This is a genomic window from Acinetobacter sp. CIP 53.82 (genome assembly GCF_000369465.1).
GTDB classification, from domain to species: Bacteria; Pseudomonadota; Gammaproteobacteria; order Pseudomonadales; family Moraxellaceae; genus Acinetobacter; species Acinetobacter indicus.
On record NZ_KB850046.1, the window covers coordinates 334,745 to 360,288 of the forward strand.

General features: G+C 44.7%; 22 protein-coding genes and 2 pseudogenes. 18 read left to right on the top strand and 6 right to left on the bottom strand.

The features are described from left to right. Position 1: 1 nt before the first annotated feature. From F905_RS07250 to F905_RS07280, 7 genes are all read left to right on the top strand, one after another. Positions 2 to 937: an ABC transporter ATP-binding protein gene (locus tag F905_RS07250; RefSeq protein ID WP_005179107.1), complete on the top strand. Its 936-nt coding sequence runs from the start codon at positions 2 to 4 to the stop codon at positions 935 to 937. Continuing rightward, on the top strand, positions 934 to 1,707 hold the full coding sequence (locus F905_RS07255) for an ABC transporter permease (RefSeq protein ID WP_005179108.1): 774 nt from the start codon (positions 934 to 936) through the stop codon (positions 1,705 to 1,707). Before F905_RS07250 ends, F905_RS07255 begins: the two co-directional genes overlap by 4 nt. Next, a complete protein-coding gene (gene queF, locus F905_RS07260; RefSeq protein ID WP_005179110.1) occupies positions 1,707 to 2,522 on the top strand; it encodes an NADPH-dependent 7-cyano-7-deazaguanine reductase QueF in 816 nt (271 codons plus the stop codon). Before F905_RS07255 ends, queF begins: the two co-directional genes overlap by 1 nt. Before the next feature lie 20 nt (positions 2,523 to 2,542). Further along, the gene (locus F905_RS07265; protein ID WP_005179111.1) at positions 2,543 to 3,193 is read left to right on the top strand and encodes a hypothetical protein; all 651 of its coding nucleotides are present in this window, start codon (positions 2,543 to 2,545) and stop codon (positions 3,191 to 3,193) included. 305 nt (positions 3,194 to 3,498) lie between these two features. Further along, entirely contained in the window at positions 3,499 to 4,500 is a 1,002-nt protein-coding gene (mltB, locus tag F905_RS07270; RefSeq protein WP_005179112.1) for a lytic murein transglycosylase B, read from the top strand. 292 nt (positions 4,501 to 4,792) lie between these two features. Continuing rightward, positions 4,793 to 5,404, top strand: a complete 612-nt coding sequence (locus tag F905_RS07275; RefSeq protein WP_005179113.1) for a septal ring lytic transglycosylase RlpA family protein — start codon at positions 4,793 to 4,795, stop codon at positions 5,402 to 5,404. Positions 5,405 to 5,814: 410 nt separating this feature from the next. Then, positions 5,815 to 6,276: an Mpo1 family 2-hydroxy fatty acid dioxygenase gene (locus tag F905_RS07280; protein WP_005179114.1), complete on the top strand. Its 462-nt coding sequence runs from the start codon at positions 5,815 to 5,817 to the stop codon at positions 6,274 to 6,276. A gap of 45 nt (positions 6,277 to 6,321) precedes the next feature. Here the strand turns inward: F905_RS07280 and F905_RS07285 are convergent, their stop codons facing one another. The 3 genes from F905_RS07285 to rpsB form a co-directional block, all read right to left on the bottom strand. Then, positions 6,322 to 6,804: a DUF3465 domain-containing protein gene (locus tag F905_RS07285; RefSeq protein WP_005179115.1), complete on the bottom strand. Its 483-nt coding sequence runs from the start codon at positions 6,802 to 6,804 to the stop codon at positions 6,322 to 6,324. Positions 6,805 to 6,869: 65 nt separating this feature from the next. Next, complete coding sequence (tsf, locus tag F905_RS07290) at positions 6,870 to 7,745, bottom strand: translation elongation factor Ts (protein ID WP_005179118.1); 876 nt, start codon at positions 7,743 to 7,745, stop codon at positions 6,870 to 6,872. A 142-nt stretch (positions 7,746 to 7,887) separates the two neighbouring features. Further along, a complete protein-coding gene (gene rpsB, locus F905_RS07295; RefSeq protein ID WP_005179120.1) occupies positions 7,888 to 8,634 on the bottom strand; it encodes a 30S ribosomal protein S2 in 747 nt (248 codons plus the stop codon). A 207-nt stretch (positions 8,635 to 8,841) separates the two neighbouring features. On the opposite strand from rpsB, the gene map reads away from it, so the two are divergent. The 5 genes and pseudogenes from map (at position 8,842) to F905_RS07320 (ending at position 13,741) form a co-directional block, all read left to right on the top strand. Next, positions 8,842 to 9,669, top strand: coding sequence for a type I methionyl aminopeptidase (map, locus tag F905_RS07300; protein WP_005179123.1), 828 nt, complete (start codon positions 8,842 to 8,844; stop codon positions 9,667 to 9,669). A gap of 313 nt (positions 9,670 to 9,982) precedes the next feature. Further along, on the top strand, positions 9,983 to 11,074 hold the full coding sequence (locus tag F905_RS07305; protein WP_005179125.1) for an OmpW/AlkL family protein: 1,092 nt from the start codon (positions 9,983 to 9,985) through the stop codon (positions 11,072 to 11,074). A gap of 154 nt (positions 11,075 to 11,228) precedes the next feature. Next, on the top strand, positions 11,229 to 12,443 hold the full coding sequence (locus F905_RS07310; protein ID WP_005179128.1) for an MFS transporter: 1,215 nt from the start codon (positions 11,229 to 11,231) through the stop codon (positions 12,441 to 12,443). Then, a complete protein-coding gene (locus F905_RS15710; protein WP_005179131.1) occupies positions 12,436 to 12,570 on the top strand; it encodes a hypothetical protein in 135 nt (44 codons plus the stop codon). The genes F905_RS07310 and F905_RS15710 overlap by 8 nt, the downstream gene beginning before the upstream one ends. A 205-nt stretch (positions 12,571 to 12,775) precedes the next feature. After that, positions 12,776 to 13,741: pseudogene (locus tag F905_RS07320) on the top strand (TauD/TfdA dioxygenase family protein). Positions 13,742 to 13,873: 132 nt separating this feature from the next. Here the strand turns inward: F905_RS07320 and sthA are convergent. After that, on the bottom strand, positions 13,874 to 15,289 hold the full coding sequence (sthA, locus tag F905_RS07325; RefSeq protein WP_005179136.1) for a Si-specific NAD(P)(+) transhydrogenase: 1,416 nt from the start codon (positions 15,287 to 15,289) through the stop codon (positions 13,874 to 13,876). Between the two features lie 213 nt (positions 15,290 to 15,502). Between sthA and lipA the strand changes: the two genes are divergently transcribed. The 3 genes from lipA (at position 15,503) to F905_RS07340 (ending at position 20,082) form a co-directional block, all read left to right on the top strand. Next, on the top strand, positions 15,503 to 16,516 hold the full coding sequence (gene lipA, locus F905_RS07330; protein WP_005179140.1) for a lipoyl synthase: 1,014 nt from the start codon (positions 15,503 to 15,505) through the stop codon (positions 16,514 to 16,516). Positions 16,517 to 16,970: 454 nt separating this feature from the next. Next, positions 16,971 to 19,544, top strand: coding sequence for an acyl-CoA dehydrogenase (locus F905_RS07335; protein ID WP_005179141.1), 2,574 nt, complete (start codon positions 16,971 to 16,973; stop codon positions 19,542 to 19,544). Positions 19,545 to 19,695: 151 nt separating this feature from the next. Then, positions 19,696 to 20,082, top strand: coding sequence for a carboxymuconolactone decarboxylase family protein (locus F905_RS07340; protein ID WP_005179142.1), 387 nt, complete (start codon positions 19,696 to 19,698; stop codon positions 20,080 to 20,082). Between the two features lie 14 nt (positions 20,083 to 20,096). On the opposite strand, the gene F905_RS07345 is transcribed toward F905_RS07340, so the two are convergent. Further along, positions 20,097 to 20,357 carry a hypothetical protein gene (locus F905_RS07345; protein WP_005179143.1) on the bottom strand — a complete coding sequence of 87 codons (261 nt, stop codon included), beginning with the start codon at positions 20,355 to 20,357 and terminating at the stop codon, positions 20,097 to 20,099. A gap of 432 nt (positions 20,358 to 20,789) precedes the next feature. Next, positions 20,790 to 22,133, bottom strand: coding sequence for an amidohydrolase (locus F905_RS07350; protein ID WP_005179145.1), 1,344 nt, complete (start codon positions 22,131 to 22,133; stop codon positions 20,790 to 20,792). A gap of 235 nt (positions 22,134 to 22,368) precedes the next feature. On the opposite strand from F905_RS07350, the gene F905_RS07355 reads away from it, so the two are divergent. The 3 genes and pseudogenes from F905_RS07355 to F905_RS07370 all read left to right on the top strand — a co-directional run bounded on the left by F905_RS07355 (position 22,369) and on the right by F905_RS07370 (position 25,538). Further along, positions 22,369 to 22,881, top strand: a complete 513-nt coding sequence (locus F905_RS07355) for a tetratricopeptide repeat protein (RefSeq protein ID WP_005179148.1) — start codon at positions 22,369 to 22,371, stop codon at positions 22,879 to 22,881. A gap of 333 nt (positions 22,882 to 23,214) precedes the next feature. Beyond that, on the top strand, positions 23,215 to 24,597 hold the full coding sequence (ahcY, locus tag F905_RS07365) for an adenosylhomocysteinase (protein ID WP_005179150.1): 1,383 nt from the start codon (positions 23,215 to 23,217) through the stop codon (positions 24,595 to 24,597). Positions 24,598 to 24,787: 190 nt separating this feature from the next. Further along, positions 24,788 to 25,538: pseudogene (locus F905_RS07370) on the top strand (methylenetetrahydrofolate reductase). Positions 25,539 to 25,544: the final 6 nt, after the last annotated feature.

Below are 25,544 nucleotides of genomic sequence, written 5' to 3' on the forward strand. Positions count from 1 at the left end.
CATGACTGATGCATTGACGTTAAGAGACTTGTCTAAAACCTATCGCAACGGGTTTCAGGCCTTAAAAGGTATCAATTTGACCGTACCTGAAGGTGAATTTTATGCGCTGCTGGGTCCCAACGGTGCAGGCAAATCTACAACGATCAGTATCATTAGCTCCTTAACCAAGAAAACCTCGGGCACCGTGGAAATTTTTGGCCACAATCTGGATACCCATCCTTCACAGGCCAAACAGTGTCTGGGCGTGGTGCCACAAGAATTTAACTTTGGTCACTTTGAAAAAACCTTTGATATTCTGGTGACCCAAGCCGGCTATTACGGTATTCCAAAGAAAGTGGCGCAGCAGCGCGCCGAACTGTATTTAGAAAAACTGGGGCTGTGGGATAAACGTGCCACGCAAGCGCGAATGCTGTCTGGCGGGATGAAACGCCGCTTGATGATTGCCCGCGCCATGATGCACGAACCGAAATTGCTGATTCTGGATGAACCGACCGCCGGGGTCGATATCGAACTGCGCCGCTCGATGTGGGATTTCCTGATTGAAATGAACAATAGTGGCACTTCCATTATTCTGACCACCCACTACCTGGAAGAAGCGGAAATGCTGTGCCGCCGGATTGCCATTATTGACCGTGGTGTGATTAAAGAAGACACCACCATGAAAGGCTTCCTGAACCAGCTGAATGAAGAAACCTTTATTTTCGATCTAGTTCAGCCGATTCAGCCCATTCATCTGGATATTATCGGGGTACGTTTTAATCTGGTCGATCCGCTGACCCTGGAAGTGACTATGGACAAGGCCCATACCGTGAATGAGCTGTTCCAGTTACTGGAATCACAAGGGGTACAGGTGCGCAGTATGCGCAACAAGGCCAATCGTCTTGAAGAATTATTTGTGAAGATGGTAGAGAAAAATCTTGCAGGAGTCGCGCAATGAACTTTAATCAATTAAGAGTTGCGCTGTATACGCTGGTTCATAAGGAAATCCGCCGTTTTATGCGGATCTGGCCACAAACCCTGTTACCACCGGCCATCACCATGAGTCTATATTTCGTGATTTTCGGTAATCTGGTCGGTTCACGTATTGGGGAAATGGGCGGCTTTAGCTATATGCAGTTTATTGTGCCCGGCCTGATCATGATGGCGGTCATTACCAACAGTTATGCCAACGTCTCCTCTAGTTTCTTTAGTGCCAAATTCCAGAAAAGCATTGAAGAACTGATCATGAGTCCGGTGCCATTACATGCCATTTTGTGGGGCTATGTGCTGGGTGGAGTATGTCGCGGCGTACTGGTCGGCATTATTGTGACCTTAATGAGCCTGTTTTTCACCGACCTATACATTACCAACTGGTTTGTGACTATTTATACCGTACTGATCACTTCATTATTACTGTCTTTAGGCGGTTTTATTAATGCCGTTTATGCCAAATCATTTGATGATATTTCCATTATTCCAACCTTTGTGCTAACACCGCTCACCTATTTAGGTGGTGTGTTCTATGCAATTAGTGCATTATCGCCGTTTTGGCAAAACCTTTCTTTAATTAACCCTGTGGTGTATATGGTCAACGCCTTCCGTTATGGCATTTTAGGACATAGCGATGTCAACGTGACCGTTTCCCTAGGCGTGATTACATTATGCTGTGCTGTGTTATATGGCATTGCCTATCATTTACTCTCCCGTGGTTCAGGAATGCGTGAATAATGAGCGTAGAAAATTCTTTATTGGGTAAAGACACTCAGTACCCAACAACTTATCAACCTGATGTGCTGTTTCCGATTGCGCGTGCTGAAGCGCGGGAAAAATATGCGCATGTGGCTGGTATTCAGCAAGGTAAAGACTGGTGGCATGTCTTTGAGATGTCCTGGTTAAATGCAGCCGGCGTTCCGCAAGTTGCTATTGGCCGGATTCACTTGCCTGCCACCTCACCAAATTTAATCGAGTCGAAATCTTTAAAGCTGTATTTCAACAGTTTGAACTTTAGCACCTTTGCTTCAACAGACGCGCTGATCAATACCGTCGAGCAGGATTTATCAGCCGCGGCACAGGCACAGGTCAATCTGGAACTGTTATCTGTCGATGATCTGGCAATTAGCCATCCTGAAGGCATATGTATTGATGACTTAAGCCCGACCCGACTGGAAAATCATCCGGATGCGTCCTTATTACAGCACGATGCCGAGCAAGACGAACAGGTCGAAGTGCAACTGTATTCACATTTACTGAGAAGTAACTGTCCGGTCACCGGTCAACCTGACTGGGGCACAGTTTTTATCCGCTATCAGGGTAAAAAACCTTGTTATCGCAGTATTTTGGCTTATATTATTTCTTACCGTCAGCATAACGGTTTTCATGAGCAATGTGTTGAACAGATGTTTGCCGACATCTGGCAAAACCTGAATCCTGAAAAACTGATGGTGTATGCCACCTATACACGTCGTGGCGGATTAGACATTAATCCATGTCGTGTATCGGATTTAACATGGATGCCTCGCCCTATTCGTTTAGCGCGACAATAAAAAAACATTGAGGTTAACAGATGCCATTTTTTGGTTTTATTCCTTCCGAGGAACTTTTAAATACCATTCAAACTGCGCAGCAGAAAAAAAATTCAAGCGAACCGCTGTATCCATTACGTGATAAAACAGCATTAATGATTAATGATGAAATCATTGATGCCATTTTAACCGAGCTTGTCCGCCGTTTCCCGCCAAGTGACAAACGCGATACTGCGGAAAAACTGGCTGGTTATGTCAAATCCACCGTAGCGGTGTTACTCAAGCAATTGTTGAGTAAAGCCCCGAACGATGTGGTCAAGCAATCAATTGAATTTTCTGAACGCAGCCTGTTTAAAGATGCAGACGGCAACACGCGTGTCGGTGAAAGTTTAGATGCCAGCTTGGTGACCAATCTAAAAAACACCTATGCCGAAATTAAAGCCGGCAAAGACATTAACAAGTCTGCTTTGGCCGAGTTGTATAAACAGTTTGCTGAAGCTACTGTGCGTCATTTTATGAATGACTTTAATAAAACCCTCGATTTGGGCATGATCAAACGTAAAGCAGCTGATATTGGCTCAGCTGCGGTTATTAAAGCTGTACATATTGCGGTGGATAAAATTATTCCAAATCTGACCAAAGATGAACTGGTCGCGCTGGCGGAATATCACGACACCCTGTTTCATGCATAAGTAGAAACACCTTCAATAAACCTGACTCCGGTCAGGTTTTTTATGTCACTTTTCCCGCAACATTTCTCTATAAAGAAGGGATGATGAAGCCCCGGTTGAACTTTGTTACAAACAGCGCGCATTTTTTAGACAGGCTTTGTCACTTTTTGTATATGCGCTTGCCTGTAGCGCCAGAATGAATGTTATCTTAATTGCCTGTGTGAACTGTCTTTTTAAATCGACACTTTTGCTCAACCTGTTTTAATTTTTAAACACCATCTGCTTTTTGTCACTAAATTGATAATACATTGGGAAATTGAACCAATATGTTGAATCGTTATTTCTATAAAAAATTACAGCGTCTTTCTTTACTTGTTGGTGCTCTTTCCTTATCCAGTGTTGTTCAGGCCAATGACTTCCTCAGCCATCCGGACTATCCAAACTTTAAGCAAAAAACCATGCAGCAGTATGGGCTCAGTTCCGAGCAAATTGATCGCGCCATGAGCGGTGCCAAAAATCTGCCGAATATTATCAACATCATGAATCGTCCCGGTGAAAGCAAACCGTGGTATGCCTATAAAACCAATTTTCTGGCTGAAAGCACCATTCAACGTGGTGTGCGTTTCAAACAGCAATATGCCGATACCCTGAATCGTGCCGAACAGCAGTTTGGCGTGCCGCAAGCGATTATTCTGGGGATTTTAGGCGTTGAAACCGGTTTTGGTTCCAATAAAGGCTCTTTTATTACCCGGGATGCGCTGGCCACTTTAGGTTTTGGCTATCCACGCCGGGCCGAATATTTCCAGAGCGAACTGTCTGCACTAATTGCCTGGAGCTATAAAGATGGCGTTGCCACCCATTCTGTGGTCGGTTCCTATGCCGGTGCAATTGGCTATCCGCAGTTTATGCCAAGCAATATTCCTAAATTTGGCGTCGATTATGATGGCAACGGACATATTGATTTAAGAAATTCAGCAGTAGATGCGATTGGCTCGATTGCCAACTATTTGGCCCAGCATGGCTGGCAGCGTAATCAGCCGATTGCATTCCCTGCCCGTTATAGCGGCTCAACTCCAGATGCAGTGATTGCCAAAGATCTAACCTTGCCTACCCCGTATGGTGTGCTGAAAAATCAGGGCATCAGTCCGCTGAATCCGATTGTGAAAATTGATGACCTCGATCTGGTCAATGTCATTCAATTACAAGAAAATTATGGTCCAATTTATTACATCACCTATCCAAACTTTCAGGTGATTACCACCTATAACCGCAGCCGTATGTATGCCACTGCACTCTGGTTATTGGGTACTGAAATTGTCAGTCGATAAGAACTTATTTTTACTCAAAAGTTACAAAGTCAAGATTTTTTTACGAGATTTTGCGCACAAAAACGACTTTTCACACACTTTGTTACAATATTGGTTATTTTTTAACCAAAAGAGGTAAAAGTTTGGTATTTTTTGTCGTTATTTCCGTGTAAAGACTAGACACCTTTAGTAAACGATGAATATTATCCATTTCGTCAAATATGGTTGCAAAAGTGAAATAACAGGCATGATGTCTGCTATATCAACCACTTAGGGTTGATTCACGGCATCAAGCTGCAGGAGTTTTAAACATATGCATTCTTCAATTAAATATTTACTGGCGCTGTCGACGGTATTTACCTTAAGTCAGTCGCAAGCCGAAATGGTACAGTCATCATCGTTCAATAACGACAATGAAAGTTCTAGCCTGGCTGCCCGTGTGCTGAACAAAGAAGCACAAAGCTTTAATACTCACTTCTCTAATTTAAATAGCCTTTCAATTACAGAACGTTCTGGCGATAAAATCCGCCGCGAAACCATCGCTGCAAAAATTGAAATCCCAGAAGAAGAGCCTTCTGTCATTGAAAAGTTAAACACCGTAGCATCGAATACTGTTCGTAAGTTCAGCCAGACTGGTATGGCTTCCTGGTATGGTCGTCAGTTCCACGGTCGTAAAACTGCCAGCGGCGAAACATTCGACATGAATGCCATGACTGCAGCACACCGCAGCCTGCCACTGAACTGCTATATCCGTGTGACCAACAAGAACAATGGCAAAAGCGTAATCGTTAAGGTTAATGACCGTGGTCCATTCCATGGTAACCGTGTAGTTGACTTATCTTACGGTGCTGCGAAACGTTTAGGCATTACCAATGCCGGCGTAGCCAAAGTCAGCATTGAACGTGTAGATGGTCCAAACTCCTAATACCCGTTTAAGCTCCTGCACCATATGACCCAAAAGCCACCTCAGGTGGCTTTTTTAATGCCCAAATTCAGGGAAAGACGCTTACTTCACTATCCATTTTTTGGATTTTAAATACGCTGATCTGGTCATCAAAGTGAATGATCTGTTCTAAAAATACAGATTTGCATTCATTTCCACGCTTAGCGTGCTTTTCATCCTTTTTGAATCCTTAGGTAGCTTTTTATTTTTTTCTGCGCTTTAAACGCATCCTATGCGCATTTAGCCCTATTCCTTTATACAGGAATTTCCCTATTTCCCTCATTTTGAGATTTTCAGGTATTTTTGCCGACCAATTTTGACCGTTTTCTGTTTCTCGTTTATAGTGAGAACATTCTTGAAAACTCAGAAAAATAATGCAAAAGGAGTGCTGCATGAAAACAATTTCAGAATGGCTGGATGAATATAGCGAAAGTCATCAAAACAAGACCAATAAACTGATTCACTGGGTCTGTGTACCGACCATCTATTTTTCCATTATTGGCATCATTGCGCATTTCAGCGCCCTGCTTACTGCCCTGTTACTGGTGCTGGCCTTTATTTTTTATGCACGCCTGGATCTGGTACTGGCCGTGGCCATGGCAGCACTGACTCTGGTGATGGCCTGGTTAATCTGGATTTTACCGGTTGGTGTTGGTTTTTATATTGCGCTGTTTGTTTTTGCCTGGATTGGACAGTTCTATGGCCACAAGGTCGAAGGCAAAAAACCATCGTTCTTTAAAGATCTGCAATTCCTGCTGATTGGACCGCTCTGGTGTATGGATGCCTATTTAGGCAAGATTTTACCATCCTGGAAATCTCGCCAGCACACCACGCATCTGGATTTCCAAACCTAAAGATGCTTACACATCAGGAAGCATTTTGCTCCAGTGCTGGAGGGCTTATTGATAGATGCTTCCCTGATGCTTTAACCAGCCATCAACATGGCGTTTTTGCAGATCATGATGGGTCCAGTGAATCACGCCACCTTTGTCGGTATATTCATATTCACCAAAGAACTCGACAGTATCGCCTTTTTGCAGACGGTCGATGCGTGGAGCCAAATCAATATTGTGGGCAACCAGCAAGGTTTGCCCATTGCCAAGTTCCAGAATAAAACGCTGATGGCGCGAACCTTCATTGTCATCACTTAACAGAGCCACTACTGTACCAGTAGCTTGTACCTGTACATCATTTTTTCGTTGCTGAAAGGCTTGGGCAATTTTGGCGGTATCATCCTGAACGGGAGCTTGAAGTGTGGTTTCAGACTGCTGTTGAGTGAAGGTATTTGAACCGGAGTTTTGCGGTTGTAGGTCGATACCTAAATAAGCCGCAACCAGCAGCGCAATTACTGCGCCAATGCCCATATTAGTTTTCTTCGACATTGTTCTTCCTGTTGTTGTCTTGGTCATAAAAAAAGCCCCGAAACGGGGCTTTTTCGCAAAATAAATTATTTTGCAGCAGCTTGAGCAGCAGCAACTTCTTCTGCGAAGCTCATTTCTGCTTTCTTCTCAATACCTTCACCTACTTCGAAGCGAACGAATTGAGCAACAGTTGTGTTAGCAGCTTTCAATGCATCAGCAACTTTCTTCTCGTTGTCGATTACGTACATTTGACGCTCAAGAACAACTTCGTTCAGGTATTTTTCAACCGAACCAGTTACCATTTTTTCAACGATGTTCGCTGGCTTACCAGATTCGATTGCTTTTGCTTCAGCAATTTCTTTCTCTTTCGCGATCAGCTCAGCAGGAACCTGTTCAGCAGTTACTGCAACCGGGTTGAACGCAGCAACGTGCATTGCAATACCTTTACCAGTTTCAGCTTCACCTGTGTAAGCAACAACAACACCGATTTTCAGACCGTGTTTGTAAACTGCAAGGTTTTCACCTTCAATGATTTGCGCACGACGAACCTGGATGTTTTCACCAATTTTTTGAACAAGAGCAATACGCGCTTCTTCAACAGTTTGGCCATCTTCAAGTTTCAGTTCAGCAATTTTTGCAGCGTCAGTTTCGCCAGCAGCAAGTGCAGCAGCAGCAACTTTCGCAGAGAAGCCAGCAAAGTTTTCGTCTTTAGCAACGAAGTCAGTTTGGCAGTTTACTTCTAGAAGGATTGCTTTGTTACCTTCTTGAGCGATTGTGATCGCACCGTCAGCAGCAATGTTACCTGCTTTTTTAGCAGCTTTTGCTTGACCAGATTTACGAAGGTTGTCAATCGCTAATTCGATGTCACCACCCGCTTCTGTCAAAGCTTTTTTACATTCCATCATTGCTAAACCAGTACGGTCACGCAATTCTTTAACCATGCTTGCAGTAATAGCAGTCATGTGAATCTCCTAATTCGGTAGAAAATGAATTCTTTTTAGAACAGAAACGGCCCAGAGGATACTCATGGGCCGCCTGCATACATGACGCTTACTTTGCCACCATCACATGTCGCAAAAATGACAAGCTTGCGTCAAAAACGCATTAAGCCTCAGAAGCTGGAGCTTCTTCGCCTTTCGCTTGAGCATTTGCTTGGGTTTGAGCGTACTCTTTACCAGCAATGATCGCATCAGCCATAGCAGAAGCGTAAAGTGTTACTGCACGGATCGCATCGTCGTTACCCGGAATAACGTAGTCTACGTTGTCTGGGTTAGAGTTTGTATCAACGATACCGATTACAGGAATACCTAGGTTTTTCGCTTCTTTGATCGCGATTGCTTCGTGGTCAACGTCAATTACGAATAATGCGTCAGGTAAACCACCCATGTTTTTAACGCCGCCTAAAGCACGTTCAAGTTTTTCCATCTCACGGCTACGCTCTAAAGCTTCACGTTTAGTCAGCTTAGCGAAAGTACCGTCAGTAGATTGAGTTTGAAGATCTTTTAAACGGTTGATAGATTGGCGAAGTGTTTTCCAGTTCGTCAACATACCACCTAACCAACGGTGATCTACATATGGTTGACCAGCGCGTTGAGCTTGTTCACGGATGATGTTAGAAGCAGCACGTTTAGTACCAACGAACAAAACTTTGTTCTTTTTGCTTGCTAATTGGTTAGCGAAGTTCAAAGCATCATTTAACGCAGGAACAGTGTGCTCAAGGTTGATGATGTGAATTTTGTTGCGCGCGCCAAAGATGTATTGACGCATTTTTGGGTTCCAGAAACGAGTTTGGTGACCAAAGTGCGCGCCAGCTTGTAGAAGGTCGCGCATGCTTACGTTGTAATCTGCCATTTTCTTTACCTTAAAGTTTGGGTTAGGCCTCCATATATCCGCATTCTCCACCCCAAAGGGCACCCAGAGTAATGTGACGATATATGTGCGGATTTTGTTGCCCCATCGCACAATGCCCGCGAAATTTATTCACGAAAAAGCATTTGATAAAATGGGCGGCTATTTATACCATAGTCACATATAAATTTCCAAAAGTTTTTAGAGATCATGAACAGTACTTATCAAGCGCCTCGTCGATTAATTAAAACCGCAGATGAAATTGAGAAAATGCGGGTAGCGGGACGACTGGCAGCGGAAGTTTTGGATATGATCAAGCCACATATCAAACCGGGTGTAACCACACTTGAGCTTGATACGATTTGTCACGATTATATTGTCAATGTACAAAATGCCATTCCAGCCTGCCTGGGCTATGGTGCAGCCCCAGGTCGTCCAGCCTTCCAGCATACCATCTGTACTTCGGTAAACCACGTGGTGTGTCACGGTATTCCATCTGAAAACAAGACATTAAAAAAAGGCGATATCCTGAATATTGATGTCACGGTCATTAAAGATGGTTACCACGGCGATACCAACATGATGTACGTGGTGGGCGGTGAAACTTCTATTCTTGCCAACCGTCTATGCAAAGTAGCACAGGAAGCTATGTACCGCGGTATGGAAGTTGTAAAACCGGGCGCGACCATTGGTGATATTGGCCATGCCATTCAGAAATATGTCGAATCTGAGCGCTTTAGTGTGGTGCGCGAATATTGCGGTCACGGCATTGGAACAACCTTCCATGATGAACCGCAAGTGCTGCATTATGGCCAGCCAGATACCGGCATGATTTTAGAAGAAGGCATGACCTTTACCATTGAACCAATGGTAAACGCGGGTGTTTGGCAAACCAAATTACTTGGCGATAAATGGACCGTGGTGACCAAAGATCACAAACTTTCAGCGCAATATGAACACACTATTTTAGTGACTAAAGACGGTCTGGAAGTCCTGACTGCACGTCCTGAAGAAGACCTGTCACGTTTCCAGTCTTAAGCTGTCATTGGCGTAAAAACTAAAAAAATTGTCAGAAAGGTCACATTAATGTGGCCTTTTTTATCGCCTAAAACTTCAACTTAAAATAAATAAATCAAATACTTATATCAATATTCAGGTTTCATCCCTAAAAACCGTATTACCATTTCTAGCTACACAAGTCATAAATAAGTCACAGAGCAGCAAAGTTATTTCAAGAATGTTACAAATGTAATAAAACAATCTTCTTCAAAAACAACAGTCTTGCTTTATCTAACTATTAAATAATGGCCCTTATAAAAACGAGCAACAAATTGGACATGGAGTCCCTTATATGAAGAAGACCTTATTATTTGCCAGCACGCTGTTGGCCTTACCTGCTGTTTCTTATGCCTCACCGTATTTTAGCCTGCAAGATGGTGATGGTTTTAAACGTTTTTCTGTTTCAGTCGGGGCATTGCATGTCATGCCACAAGGCAAGGCACAACCCTTTCAGGTTAATACCGCGGTAAAAGAAGGTGAAACTGCAAGAGTGGGTGATATTTCAATTGATGCAGTTAAAAGTAATATCGACCCCAATATGGACCCAAATCTCTCATCAAGCTTTGTTAATCTCTTAGATCAGCTTAACATCGAGACATTGCCTGCAGCCATGAGTGGTACAGCGGAGATTCATGGTCTGGAAAGCTGGAATAACCCGGGTACCGGCCTGGAAGCCGATGATGTGACTACCCTCGGGATTATGACCAACTACTTCTTTACCGATAATGTCTCTTTTGAAGTTAAAGCCGGAATTCCACCGAAAGTCGATTTACAGGGTAAAGGTAAAATTTATGCACCCTTCTCTGCCGTTGCCACCCCGAGTATCGATTTAATTGAACAAATACCGGGCGGTATCGACTTACCGGCAATCTCAATGAAAAATGATCTATTAATTACCGATCTAGAAGCGCATGGTCCTGCTGCCTCGGCACGTGCCTGGACACCTGCATTTGAGTTTCAGTATCACTTCGGTAAAACCGGTGTAAATAAATTCCGTCCTTATGTCGGCCTAGGTTTAATGTATGCCTACTTTAACGAACTGGAAATTAACCCGCGTACCGAACAGGATCTGATTGCCGCCGGTCATATGATTGCCAATATCAAACAGGGGCAAGCCGGTGCATCACTGGAAGGCACACCAAGTAATGCCAATCCGAAAGTCGAACTTGAAGCCTCGGATGCGTTCGCACCGGTAGCGACGGTTGGTTTTACCTATGACTTTAATGAAAAATGGTTTGCGGTTGGTTCGCTGTCCTATGCACATCTGCAAAATGACACTACCATTACCGTGACCGATGCAACGCATGGCGAACTTATTCGTTCTAAGGCCGATATTGAAGTGAATCCGATTTTGGCCTATGCCGGTATTGGTATCCGTTTCTAGACTTTAATTTTTCAGTCCATCATCAGGCAGCCTTTCAGGCTGTCTTTTTTGATGCAGCCATAAAAAAATTTTATCATTTGATGAATTTTATTTTATCGCGATCTGCGGCTGAATCGACTACCATAACAAGCTGTTAGCCATACGTGGATACCTTATGTCGAATGCTCAATTTTCCAAACCTCTAATTTATATGTTAATTGGAAGTGCCATTATTTTGGCATTATCGCTTGGGGTTCGGCATGCATTTGGTTTGTATTTGGTGCCTATGAGCCATGAATTTGGTTGGGGACATAATGTCTTTAGTTTAGCCATTGCCATGCAAAACCTGATTTGGGGTGCAGTCCAACCCATCACAGGTGCTTTTGCAGACAAATACGGCAGTAAAATTGTAGTTGCAGTCGGTGGCGCACTATATACACTCGGCTTATTACTTATGGCCGTCAGCTCGACCGGCTGGCTGCTGAATTTAAGTGCCGGTTTAATTTTAGGTCTGGCGCTCTCTGCCACCTCTTTTCCGATTTTACTGTCCGCAGTTGGCCGTGCAGCCCATCCTTCAAAACGCAGCCTGGCGATGGGGATTGCCAGTGCAGCGGGTTCTTTCGGTCAGTTTATTATGCTGCCGACCACACTGCTGTTATTGCAGAATTTAGGCTGGAAAGGTGCACTGGTGGTTAGTGCCATCTTGATGACCCTGCTGATTCCTTTGGCATGGACCTTAAAAGCACCGATGTATACCGCCCCGAATGCAGCGGCCAACAAACCGCAACCGGCGTTAACATTTAAGCAGATTCTGGTGATTGCCAAAAACCACAAGCCGTTCTGGTTTTTATCGTTGGGCTTTTTTGTCTGCGGCTTTCAGGTGGTGTTTATTGGTATTCATTTGCCGGGTTATTTAATTGATCATGGGTTTAATGCCACCACTGGTACCATCTTCCTGGCCTTAGTCGGTTTATTCAATATTATCGGCACCTATACGGCTGGCTGGTTGGGCGGCCAATATTCCAAACCGCATTTACTGATGTGGCTGTATGGTCTGCGTGGCCTTGCCATTATCGCCTTTTTACTGTTACCGCTCAGTACTTGGACAATTTATGGCTTTGGTGTCATTATGGGACTGTTATGGTTATCGACCGTGCCACTGACCAATGGCATTGTAGCCAATATGTTCGGGGTGAAATATCTGACCATGCTCAGTGGGATTGTATTCTTCACCCATCAGGTTGGTTCGTTCCTTGGTGGCTGGCTGGGTGGCCTGAACCATGACTTAACCGGTAACTATAATGCCATCTGGATGTTCTCGATTGCGCTAAGTGCTTTTGGCGTCTGGGTACATTTCTTTGTGAATGAACAGGCGGTGGTGCATGACTAATTCAATGTCGCTGTTAAAAATTCTGATTGGCCTGTGCATTATCAGCTTTTTTATTTTATCGCTGCTGTTATGGATGAAAACCCCGCAGCTGTTTGAATACTTTAATCAGGCGTTTTGTGCACATTAATGTTTAAAAACCCGCAGCATCAACAGCAAATCCCGAAACAGCAAATTCAGTTATTTGGTTTGCTGTTTTAATTAAAAGAATATAAATCATATATTTAATTATTTTTATAGCCTTTTCATAAGTTTAGCATTTCTTCTGATTTTATTTGGCCTGCGGTTTTTTCTAAATTTTCTTGAGGCAATAACACTGAGAGAAAAATTTAAACATGACCAGTCTGACCCCACTTTCCCAAGCCATTCATGATGCACCGCGCTGGCATCAGGCCGATCAATTTCAGGACGGCAGCTAAATCCGGATTCTTCCACACACTGACCAGACTCTTGGTGCGGTGGTGTATGGATTAGATGCGCGCAAGGCTCAATCGGGTGAAACCATTTTCCGGCTGAAACAGGCCTTGGCAGAACATTTAGTTTTAATTTTCAAACAGCAACAGCTGGATGATTTACAGTATCTGGCCTTTACCACCTATTTCGGTTCAATTTTCCGTCCCGCTGCCGACACGCCTGTACTGGCCGCGCAGGATGATAGCGGTGTACCACCCGATATCGTGCCTGTTTCCAATGCAGTAGGACAAGGCGATTATACTGGTCATGGTGAATTAAGCCCGCATGCCGATCATCAATGGACACCGCTGCCCTCCTTTGGCTCTTTGCTCTATGCTATTGAACTGCCACAAAATGGTGGCCAGACCAGCTGGATTAATACCATCAAAGCTTATAATGCCCTAGATGCCGACATTCAGGCACATATCGACCAGCTACAATTAATTACTTACAATCCTTTTGTTCGCCGGCAGAAAACCCAAGCCTCGTCGCAAGACGGCGTTTATGGCAACAGTCCGCTGTATCGCTTTAAAGATCAACCGGTTTTAAGCCATGCCTATCCACATCCTTTGGTGCGCACCCATCCAGAATCGGGGCGTAAAGCTTTGTGGCTCAATACCCATACCGAAGTGGAACTGGAAAACTATGACGATCAGGCTGGTAGCGAACTGATTACCCAGTTACGTGCCCATCTGCTTCAACCAGAATTTGCCTATGAGCATCAGTGGGAAGTCGGTGATATTGTGTTCTGGGATAATCAGGCTACCCTGCATTCCCGCCGTCCATTTCCAGCCGAGCAGCGCCGTTTGTTAAAACGTATCAGCCTTGCCGGAAGCCGACCTTTTTAAGCAGGAACTGAACTAGAGATACTGAATATGCACCGATGTTCAGGACTTTGACTGCAGGATATTTATCCTTTTTATCTAACCATAAAAAAACCCGCAAACTGTGTTTACGGGTTTTTCAGTATGAGCAACCGCTTAGAACAGACGGTTCATACCATTTAAGGTCGCCACACGATACGCTTCTGCCATCGTTGGATAGTTAAATGTGGTTTCCACAAAATACTTGATGGTATTGTTCGGGCTGTTCATTACCGCCTGACCAATGTGAATAATTTCCGCCGCATTATTCCCGAAGCAATGTACGCCTAATACTTCTAAAGTTTCACGGTGGAACAGAATTTTCAGTTCACCAACCGTATCACCGGTAATTTGCGCACGTGCCAGATGACGGAAAGAAGCCTGACCCACTTCGTACGGAATTTTCTCTTCGGTCAATTCCTGCTCGGTCTTACCAATTGAAGAAATTTCCGGAATGGTATAAATACCGGTTGGAATATCAGTCACCGGTGCCACATTTTCTTCGCCACTCATGTTAGCCCCTGCACAGCGACCCTGGTCATAGGCAGCAGACGCCAGAGATGGCCAGCCAATCACGTCACCAGCAGCGAAAATATTTTCTACTTCAGTCTGATATTGCTCATTTACAGTCAGCTGACCGCGGCTGTTTGGTTTCAGGCCGACATTTTCCAGACCCAGGCCATCGGTATTGCCTGAACGGCCGTTACACCACAAGATGGCATCGGCTTTGATTTTCTTGCCGCTTTGCAAATGCAGCACCACGTGATCATCAAAGGTTTCTAAATGATCAATCTGTTCATTGTGACGAATTAACACACCCTGTTCACGCAAGTGATAGGACAAGGCATCGGAGATTTCATCATCCAGATAGCTGAGCAATTTATGCTGGGTGTTAATCAGGTCGACTTTATGGTCCAGACCAATGAAGATCGAGGCATATTCACAGCCAATGACACCGGCACCATAAATGATGATTTTCTGAATCGAGAAATCCAGATCCAGAATCTTGTCTGAATCGAATACACGTGGATGGTTAAAGTCTAAAATTTCTGGACGATACGGACGTGAACCGGTTGCAATCACCAGCTGCTTAAAAATCAGGGTTTCCTTAATGCCTTCCGGACTGAATACCAGCACGGTATTTTTGTCCTGCACATAAGCACGACCGTGATAGATATCAATTTTATTGCGGTCATAGAAGCGCGAGTGGGTATCGACCTGCTGCTGAATCACTTTATGTGCATTACGCAGCACCTGTTTCATGGTGAACTGTTTCCAGTCGCCCACTTTCTGGAACATCGGATCACGCTGGTAACGGATAATACTGGATACCGTCTGACGCAGCGCCTTACTTGGGATTGTGCCCACGTGAGTACAGTTACCGCCGAGTTGCTCACGCATATCCACCACAGCAACACGCATGCCTGATTTGGCAAGTTTCATTGCTGCGCCTTCACCTGCAGGACCAGAACCTAGGACCACCGCATCATATTTAACGAAAGTTCCGGCAACCACCTCTTTTTTACGTGGCATTCAACGCTCCTTAAACTAATCTATTCTGTTTATATCTCATATGCATATTATGACTGAAAACATCATGATTTTCTGTATTTACCTAGCATATATTGCGTGATAGCCACATTTTTTAAATGAATATCGTTTTTTTCCTATTTGCACCCAAGTCCGTTATAATGGAGGCGCTATTTTTCGAATATCTCCCCCGTCAAAACAGTGGAAAAGTTGAATATGTCTGAAAACCGTAAACCAGAACAGGGTGTTAAACTTCGTGGCGCAGAAAAGGTCGCTCGTATTCCTGTAAAAGTTGTGCCTACGGTTGAAACGCCGCGCAAACCGGACTGGATTCGGGTCAAGATGGCGGCACCAGAAGAAGTTCAACGGATCAAATCGACACTGCGTCAGCAAAAACTGCATACCGTCTGTGAAGAAGCAGCCTGTCCGAACCTGCCAGAATGTTTTGGTGGTGGTACTGCAACCTTTATGATTATGGGTGATATTTGTACCCGTCGCTGTCCGTTCTGTGACGTTGCCCATGGTCGTCCGAATGCACTTGATCCGGATGAACCGCGTCATATGGCTGAAACCATTGCCAACTTAGGCCTGAAATATGCGGTCATTACCTCGGTAGACCGTGATGACCTGCTTGATGGCGGTGCACAGCATTTTGTTGACTGTATTAAAGAAGCCCGTGCCTTAAGTCCGAATACCCTGCTGGAAATTCTGGTTCCGGATTTCCGTGGCCGTATGGATATTGCGCTGCGCATCATGACTGAATGTCCGCCAGATGTGTTTAACCACAATATTGAAACCGTGCCACGTTTATATAAAGCCATGCGTCCAGGTTCAGACTATCAGCACTCTTTAAACCTGCTGAAAATGTTTAAAGAATACTGCCCAGAAATTCCAACCAAGTGTGGCCTGATGGTGGGTATTGGTGAAACTGAAGAAGAAGTGATTTCATTATTGGATGATCTGAGAGCACATGATGTAGATTATGTAACCATTGGCCAATATTTACAGCCATCGAAGCAGCACGCACCAATTGACCGCTTTGTAACACCAGAAGAATTTGAGCGTTATGCAGAACACGGCCGTAAACTGGGCTTTAAAAATATCTGGTCTGCACCAATGGTGCGTTCAAGTTATTTTGCAGACCGTCAATACTACGGTGAGCCAGTTCCAGCAGTACGTCGCAAGACTGATCCTGCCAAGAAAATTAGTGTACAAACCATCGAAGCATAAGCTGAGAAAACTAAGCTGAGAAAACAAGCCCCCGGATTCGGGGCTTTTTTACAAGGTCATCTTTTACTTAAATTTTTACTTCGTCCTCGAATCAGAATTTTTAGCTTAGAGAAATCATCTATTTCCTCTTAAATCCAAAGACGGCTCATCTTTAAAAAAACACCCCATTCAAATCAGAAATAAATTTCTATCATTCTTTGACCTAGCTGCTAATCCCTTACTTATCTTCACATTTCGTTGCGCGTTCTTACTTGAATGGCGATCATTTTTCAACCAATCTTCATCCATAGAGTTTGTTTTTAGCAATCGTTTTGATGGTCTTGATATTTAAAAAAACGATACCGACGTTCCAATAACAGCCTTCACCGGATGACTTCAGACAAAATGAAGCAGTATTTCTTTCATTTTTCCTTGCAGGCACGGTGATGCTGTAGCAGCCGGGAGAAATACAATAATGCTTTTTATACTCAGTATCGTCATTCTTGTTTTTACACTGTGGGCGATTTTCTACTTTCAGCTGTCGCGCAACAGCGGCGCCATGACCCTGATTGTGGTCAGTATTGTCTCTGCTTTTATTAGTCCCTGGTCCTTAATTTTAGGCATTCCGTTAATTGTGCTGAGCATAATTGTGATGGTGGATGCCTTGCGCATGAAAATCATCACCCAACCCGCGTATAAGGCTTTGTCACAAGCCATGCCAAGCATGAGCAGCACCGAACGTGAAGCACTGGATGCCGGCACCAGCTGGTGGGAAAAAGAGCTGTTTATGGGCGCGCCCAACTGGGATACCTTTGAGCAATATCCCTATCCTACGCTCAGTGCGGAGGAACAATCCTTTTTAGACAATGAAGTGGAACAGTTGTGCAGTATGCTGGATGAATGGGAAATCCATCATAAGCACAAAGATTTATCTCCTGAAACCTGGCAGTTTATTAAAACCCATGGATTTTTGGGCCTGATTATTCCCAAAGAATATGGTGGCAAAGCTTTTAGTTCTTTTGCGCAAAGCCGGATTATGAGCAAAATTGCCTCGCGCTCCTTAACCGCCGCGGTCAGCTGCATGGTGCCCAATTCCTTAGGCCCGGGTGAATTGCTGCTGCACTACGGTACAGATGAGCAGAAAAAACGCTACTTGCCCGGTCTGGCCAAAGGCGAAGAAATTCCCTGCTTTGGTCTGACCAGCCCGGAAGCCGGTTCCGATGCCGGTGCCATCCCAGATACCGGCGTGGTCTGCTATGGCCAGTTTGAAGGCCGGCACGTACTGGGTCTGAAAATGAATTTCTCCAAACGATGGATTACATTGGCACCCATTGCCACCGTGATTGGTCTGGCTTTTAAACTGTATGATCCGGAAGGCTTACTCGGCGATAAGACTAAAACCGACTACGGCATTACCTGTGCGCTGCTGCCGGCCAATCACGCCGGAGTGAAAGTCGGGCCGCGCCATCATCCCGGTTCACCATTTATGAATGGCACGGTCGAAGGTCAGGATGTGTTTATTCCACTCGACTGGATTATCGGTGGTGTGGAAAATGCCGGTAAAGGCTGGCGCATGTTAATGGAATGTCTGGCCGTCGGTCGCGGGATTTCCTTACCGGCACTGTCAACCGCTGCCGGGGAAATGACCTATTTAAATGTCGGCGCTTTTGCGCGAATCCGCCAGCAATTCAAGTTGTCGGTGGGGAAATTTGAAGGCGTACAGGAAGTCACCAGTGATATTGCCAGTGAAACCTATATGCTGGAAGCCTTTCGCTATCTGGTGACCTGTGGACTGAATCAGGGCGGCAAACCTGCCGTGATGACCGCGATGGCCAAGTACTATGCCACAGAGTCTATGCGCCGTGTGGTTAATCATGGTATGGATGTGGTCGGTGGCCGCGCCATCCAGTTGGGTCCACGGAACTTTCTGGCGCTGACCTATCAGGCCATTCCAGTTTCCATTACCGTTGAAGGGGCCAATATTTTAAGCCGCTCGCTGATGATTTTTGGCCAGGGTTCGATGCGTTGCCATCCGTATTTGTATGAAGAATTACAACTGCTACAAGCCCCTGATAAAGATGCCGCGCTGACACAATTTAATGAACTGTTCTACCATCATCTCGGTTATACCTTTAACCGGACTGCGCGCGCATTTGCCTTTGGCTGGTTTGGCGGTTCATCCGATGCTCCGCAACAAGCCGATGAATTTAGCCGGCCTTATTACAAAACCATCAACCGTTTTAGTGCGGCCTTTGCCCTGACTGCCGATATGTGTCTGGGTTTATTGGCCGGTGATATTAAACGCAAGGAAATGCTGTCCGGACGCCTGGCCGATATTCATGCGCAGCTGTTTATTGCCACCGCCATCTTAAAATACTATGCACATGGGCAAAAAACCGCAGATGAGCAACTGCATGCGCAACTGGCTTTAGACAAAGCACTGTTTAATGCACAAGAAGCCTTCTTTGGACTGTTCAATAATTTCCCTATGCAGCTGGCGGCTGGCGTCGTGAAATTGATCTGCTTCCCGTGGGGCCGTGCCTTGCAGCCACCAAGCGATCAGCTGAAACGTGATGTGGCCATGAGCATGATGCAGGACAATGCTTTTCGCCAGCAGCTGAAACAGCATGTTTTCTATAACACGGACCCGGACGATGTCTTTGGCCGGATGGAAAGTACCTTCCAGAGCTTAACCGAGATTGAACCGCTGTGGGATCGCTTTAAAAAAGCTGAAGCCAAAGGCAGTTTTGATGGCCTCAGTTTTGAAGAACACATTGCCGATGCCCTAAATACCGGCGCGATTCAACCCGAAGAAGCTAGCCAGCTACTCAGTTATAACGCGCAGCGCTTTGACAGTATTCTGACCGATATCTTCGATATGCAGCTGGAACAGACCCTGCCACTAGACAATCCGCATTTAATTGAACCTTTAGGTGTCGATACGGAAGCTCATCCTCCGGCAACTTCAGCAGAACCGAAAACCGGTGGCACCGCACAACTGGCCACAGATCATCATAAAGAGGATCCGGAACCGTTTATCCGTTTTTAGTTATATGCTGAATATTGAATAAAGTGGCTTTCAGGCCACTTTTTTATGGACTGGAAATGACACTTCTGACAGGCATTCTACGACCATCTTCCAATGGTATAGACTACATAAGCCGTTAAGCTACATCGAAAACAATATTGAGGGAAACAAGATGTCACAACAAGATTATGACAATGGTTTAAAAGTACGTACAGAAGTCATGGGTGAAAGTTTTGTGAAACGTGCGCAGGACAATACTGTGCCGTTTACCCAGCCTTTGCAGGACTGGATTAATGAACATGCCTGGGGTTCTACCTGGCAACGTGAAGATGTATTGCCGCGCAAATATCGTTCACTGGTGACAATTGCCTTTTTAACTGCGCTCAAAAGCCCGACTGAATTAAAAGGTCATGTACGCGGGGCTTTAAATAATGGCGCGACAGTGGAAGAAATTCAGGAAGTACTACTGCATAGCCTGCCCTATTGCGGCGCACCGGCCACGCAAGAAGCCTTCCGTGCAGCGTTAGAAGTCATTCAGGACTATCAGGCCAACGCGTAAATTGTCGGGCGAGTTTAAATCCAGTACACATTAAAGCTGTAAAAGAATTCACTGACTTCAAAACGTACCTGATAACCAAGCTGGGTCAGTTCGGCAGAGAGATTGCGAATTTCTTCCAAAGGCAAATGTTTGGGCAATACCGTAAATACTGCAGTGTTGCCCTGCTTGGCATTCTCTTCAATTAAACTGGCTAAACGCGCTTTATACAGGTTGATGTCCAGATTGGCATGCGCCGAAAGCACTTTTGCATCTTCTGCGGTTAGAAAGTTCACCATTTTTTTCTTCTCTTTTTTTTGTTCCGTTGTATGGGTCTAACTTAAAAAATGCTACGGCTCCGCTCAACTCTATTTTTGTAAGTAATTTAAATTAAAGATGAATTGGTTTACATCGACTGCTGTTATCCATCCTCTGATAAATCAAAAACTCCCTTATCCTGGTTTTCTCTCTAAGTCATAACAGACGCAAACAAGGAATATTTAATCTTCATTTTATAATTAACGCATGATCAGGTTCTGAGAGGTAAAAGAGATTAAATAACTTAGGCTATTTTGATATATGGGTTCCGTTAAACTTCCATCGTTATTACCTAACTCTCTCCTGCTCAATTTTATATTTCAAAGCGGATATTTGATTGTTCTATCTATGAGCCATAAAAAACGGAGCCGATTTGCTCCGTTTTTCTCTTGAGTTTTATAGGTTCAAGACCATTATTTTTTAGCCTTCCATGCACTTTGTACCTGGCTGGCAACTTTTGGATAATCCAGAATAAAACGCATATGCGACTCTACCCCGGTTTTTAAGGTTTTATCATCGACAATAAAGTACGGGTTATGGTTCGGTGCGGCTTTACTCATATCCTGATCAGCTGGTGTCGCACCCAGGAATACAAATAAAGATGGCATCAGCTGGCCATAATAAGAAAAGTCTTCACTGGCGCTCTGGTTATGTTCTAAAACATGCGCCTTACCTTCACCCGCGGCCTGAATTAAAGATGGCGCCATCAATTCAGTTAAGGTTTTATCATTGGTGGTGACCGGCGCATACGGTGAAATTTCCACTTTGGCTTTTACATCATTGGCTTGCGCGGTGTGATCAATCATGGTTGGCAGGTTTTTGTAGATGCTTTGACGGATATCTTCATGATTGGAACGAATGGTTCCGATCATCGAAACCTGTTCAGGCAAGATATTACCACTGGTACCACCCTGAATCTGCCCGATACTAACCACGCCCATGCCTTTACTCAAGTCGGCACGGCGCGACACCATGGTCTGTAAATTCTGGATAATATCAGCCGCGGCGACAATAGAATCACGTCCTTTCCACGGCATTGAACCATGTACCTGCTGACCGGTTAAAGTCACTCGAATATTGTCGGCACTGTTTAAAGCCACACCATCTTTATAGAAAATATTGCCACTTGGCATACCTGCCATCACGTGCATCCCAAAAATCACTTCAGGTTTTGGATTATTCAGCGCGCCATCGGCAATCATTTTACGTGCACCGACCTGATCACCATTCAGGAAGTTATCAATATCGGCACCACCTTCTTCCGCAGGCTGAAATACAAAGACCACGGTACCGGCAATTTTATCTTTATTCTCTGCCAATGCTTTAGCCGCACCTAATAGCATGGCAGTGTGGGTATCATGTCCGCAGGCATGTGCGACCGGTGTTTCTGCACCCTGATAAATACCTTTGGCTTTACTGGCAAAAGGCACTTGGGCTTTTTCTTCCATCGGCAAGGCATCCATATCGGCACGCAAGGCCATAATTGGACCCGGTTTTGCACCTTTTAATACGCCAATCACACCGGTTTTGGCAAAGCCTTTTTTCACTTCAATGCCGTAAGAACGTAATTCTTTTTGCACCAGTTCCGACGTTTTAAATTCCATATTGCCAAGTTCAGGATTGGCGTGAATATGATGACGCAATTGAATGGTATGCTGCTCGACTTTTGTAGCGGCATCATCCACCCAATCTGCAAAAGCAAACTGAGAGATACTCATGGCTAACCCCAAGCTAAGACAGATTTTAGTGAGCTGCATAGAAACTCCATTTTTATAACCGTTTAAAATCTTATCTTCGGAGAATTTAGGGTTAAAATATAAGACAATTGTTGTAATTTTATATAGTCACTTGCACTATACTGATATTTTAAAAGTTTAAAATTACCGCAATTTAGCGAGCAATTTTGCGCTATGACTCAAAACATTTCATTTCAGATTGGCTTTTTTCCGACAGACCTTTTAGGCTTGTAGCAAATATTTTCTGGATATGACCATGTCGGACGCCATCACAGTTCCTCCCGCCCTGATTAACCGTGCGCTTGCAGGCCAAGCCGATGCCCAGTTTGAGCTGGCTGAATTGTATATGCAAAGCGAGTATGAAGATGACAATCTGCTGGCTGAAGAATGGGCCTTAAAAGCCGCTGAAAATGGTCATTTGGAAGCCATGTACTGGTTGGGCGAAGGCTACACCGTTTATGCCAAAGACGTGCAGGAAGATGATCCTGAAGATTCCAAAACTCACTTTGAGTTAGCCTATTACTGGTTGAAACAAGCAAGCGAACAGAAACATGCAGGCGCAATTCTGGAGCTGGCTGGCTATTATCGTCGTGGGAATGTGGTAGAAAAAGATATTCCGACCTCGGTAAATTTGGTTCAGCAAGCGGCTGAACTCGGTGATGCACAGGCCATGCGCGATTTGGCTTGTATTTATGAACATGGCCTGGGGGTCGAGATTAATGAAGCACAGGCAGATTACTGGGCCGAAAAAGCCAAAGCTGCCGATTAACCCATTCAACCCGATCAAAACCTCATCAGATGATGGGCTTTTTTATATTGATGCATGGAGATAGGCGCTGGATTAGCCGGAATTTTTAATTGTTTTGGAGATCAAAGAACACTACAGCGAGAAACCGGAACAGTTTAGCCAGATATTCAACAATTTCAGATTGGAACTCTGGGCAATTTCCAAGTACAATACTGCGCTAGTCGAGGGATGCTGCGACGTTTTACAGGTACGAAATGTAAAAGCGCTAGGCTCGACCATCGGTCAAACATCCGCTTTGATCAACAACGGCATCCGCGAACTGAATGATCAATTGTTTTTATTAAGGAGATCGTGATGAACGCGGTTAATGCTTCATTTACTGATTACAAAGTAGCAGACATCACTTTAGCAGACTTCGGTCGTAAAGAAATCAAACTTGCAGAAGCTGAAATGCCAGCCCTGATGGGTCTGCGTAAACGCTACTCTGCGGCTAAACCACTTGCGGGCGCTAAAATCCTGGGTTGTATCCACATGACAATCCAAACAGCAGTTCTGATCGAAACTTTGGTTGAACTTGGCGCTGAAGTACGCTGGACCTCTTGTAACATCTTCTCGACTCAAGACCACGCTGCTGCTGCCATTGCTGCGTCTGGTGTTCCTGTGTTCGCTTGGAAAGGTGAAACTGAAGAAGAATACGTGTGGTGCTTAGAGCAACAAATTAACGTGAATGGCACGCCTTGGGATGCCAACATGATTCTGGACGATGGCGGTGACTTAACTGCACTTGTTCACGAAAAATACCCAGAAGTTTTGGCGAAAATCCACGGTATTACTGAAGAAACCACCACAGGTGTACAACGTCTGCTTGAAATGTGGAAAGACGGTTCTCTGAAAGTACCTGCAATCAATGTAAACGATTCAGTAACCAAGTCTAAAAACGACAACAAATACGGTTGCCGTCACTCACTCAACGATGCCATCAAACGTGCAACCGATATGCTTTTATCTGGTCGTCGTGCGCTGGTCATTGGTTACGGTGACGTAGGTAAAGGTTCTGCGCAATCACTTCGTCAAGAAGGCATGATCGTACGTGTTTCTGAAATCGATCCTATCTGTGCAATGCAAGCCTGCATGGACGGTTATGAAGTGGTTTCTCCATACAAAAATGGTGTTCAAACCGGCAAGAAAGAAGACGTTAACGCTGACCTTCTTTTAAACACTGACCTGATCGTAACAACAACGGGTAACTACCACGTTTGTGACGCTGCCATGCTGGATACATTAAAAGCAGGTGCTGTTGTATGTAACATCGGTCACTTTGACACTGAAATCGACACCAACTACCTACGTGGTTACAAGTGGGTTGAAGTGAAACCTCAAGTTCACCAGGTGTATCGTTCAGAAAATGAAAACGATTACCTGATCCTGCTGTCTGAAGGTCGTTTAGTGAACCTGGGTAACGCAACAGGTCACCCATCACGCGTGATGGACGGTTCATTTGCCAACCAGGTTTTAGGTCAAATGCACTTGTTCGCTGAGAAATTTGCTGATCTTCCTGAAGATCAAAAACAAGCCGCGATTCGCGTTGAACTGCTTCCGAAGAAATTGGACGAAGAAGTTGCAGCTGCAATGGTTGCAGGTTTTGGCGGCGTTCTGACGCAATTGACGCAAGAACAAGCGGACTACTTAGGTGTAGCGGTTGAAGGTCCGTTTAAATCGGATGCTTATAAATATTAATTAGCCCTCACCCCATCCCTCTCCCATAGGGAGAGGGGGAACTCTCAAATCATTTACATTACGAGTTTTACTTGTGAAATTTAAGTAATTTGAGCCAAGACTCTGCGTTATTCAGTAATGAATACTCCTCTCCCTTTGGGAGAGGTCAGGGAGTGGGTGAATAAAAAGTATTTATAAAAAGGATTTCAACATGTCAAAACAGATTCCGATTTCATTCGAGTTCTTCCCAACCAAAACTGATGCCGGTGCAGAAAAACTCAAGACCGTACACCAAGAGCTTCAGCTTTTAAATCCAGAATTTTTCTCGGTGACCTATGGCGCTGGTGGTTCAACTCGTGAACGTACCTTATCGACCATTAACGACTTCAATGGCAAAGGCACACCGGTTGCGCCTCACCTGTCTTGTATTGGTGATGATAAAGCCCGTATTGCCGAATTGCTGGACCTGTACAAATCACAAGGTATTGACCGTATTGTGGCACTGCGTGGTGACTTGCCATCCGGTCAGGTTGGCTTGGGTGAATTGCCATATGCACAGGATCTAGTCCGCTTTATTCGTGAACATTCCGGTGATCATTTCCATATTGAAGTGGCTGCCTATCCGGAAATGCACCCACAAGCGGAAAGCTTTGATAAAGATATTCAGCATTTTGTTGAAAAAGTAAATGCCGGCGCCAATGCAGCCTTAACGCAATTCTTTTTCAATCCGGATGCCTACTTCTACTTTGTTGAGCGTATTCAGCAAGCCGGTGTCAATATTCCGGTGGCGCCGGGTATTATGCCAATTACCAATGCCAGCAACCTGATTCGCTTTGCCGATAGTACTGGTGCTGAAATTCTGTGAACGCCTGATTGCAGGTGGTGCGCCAAGTCTGCACTTCTACACCATGAACAATACCGAGCCTACCCGTCAGCTTGTGACTGATCTTGGTTTAGCCTAATTTTCT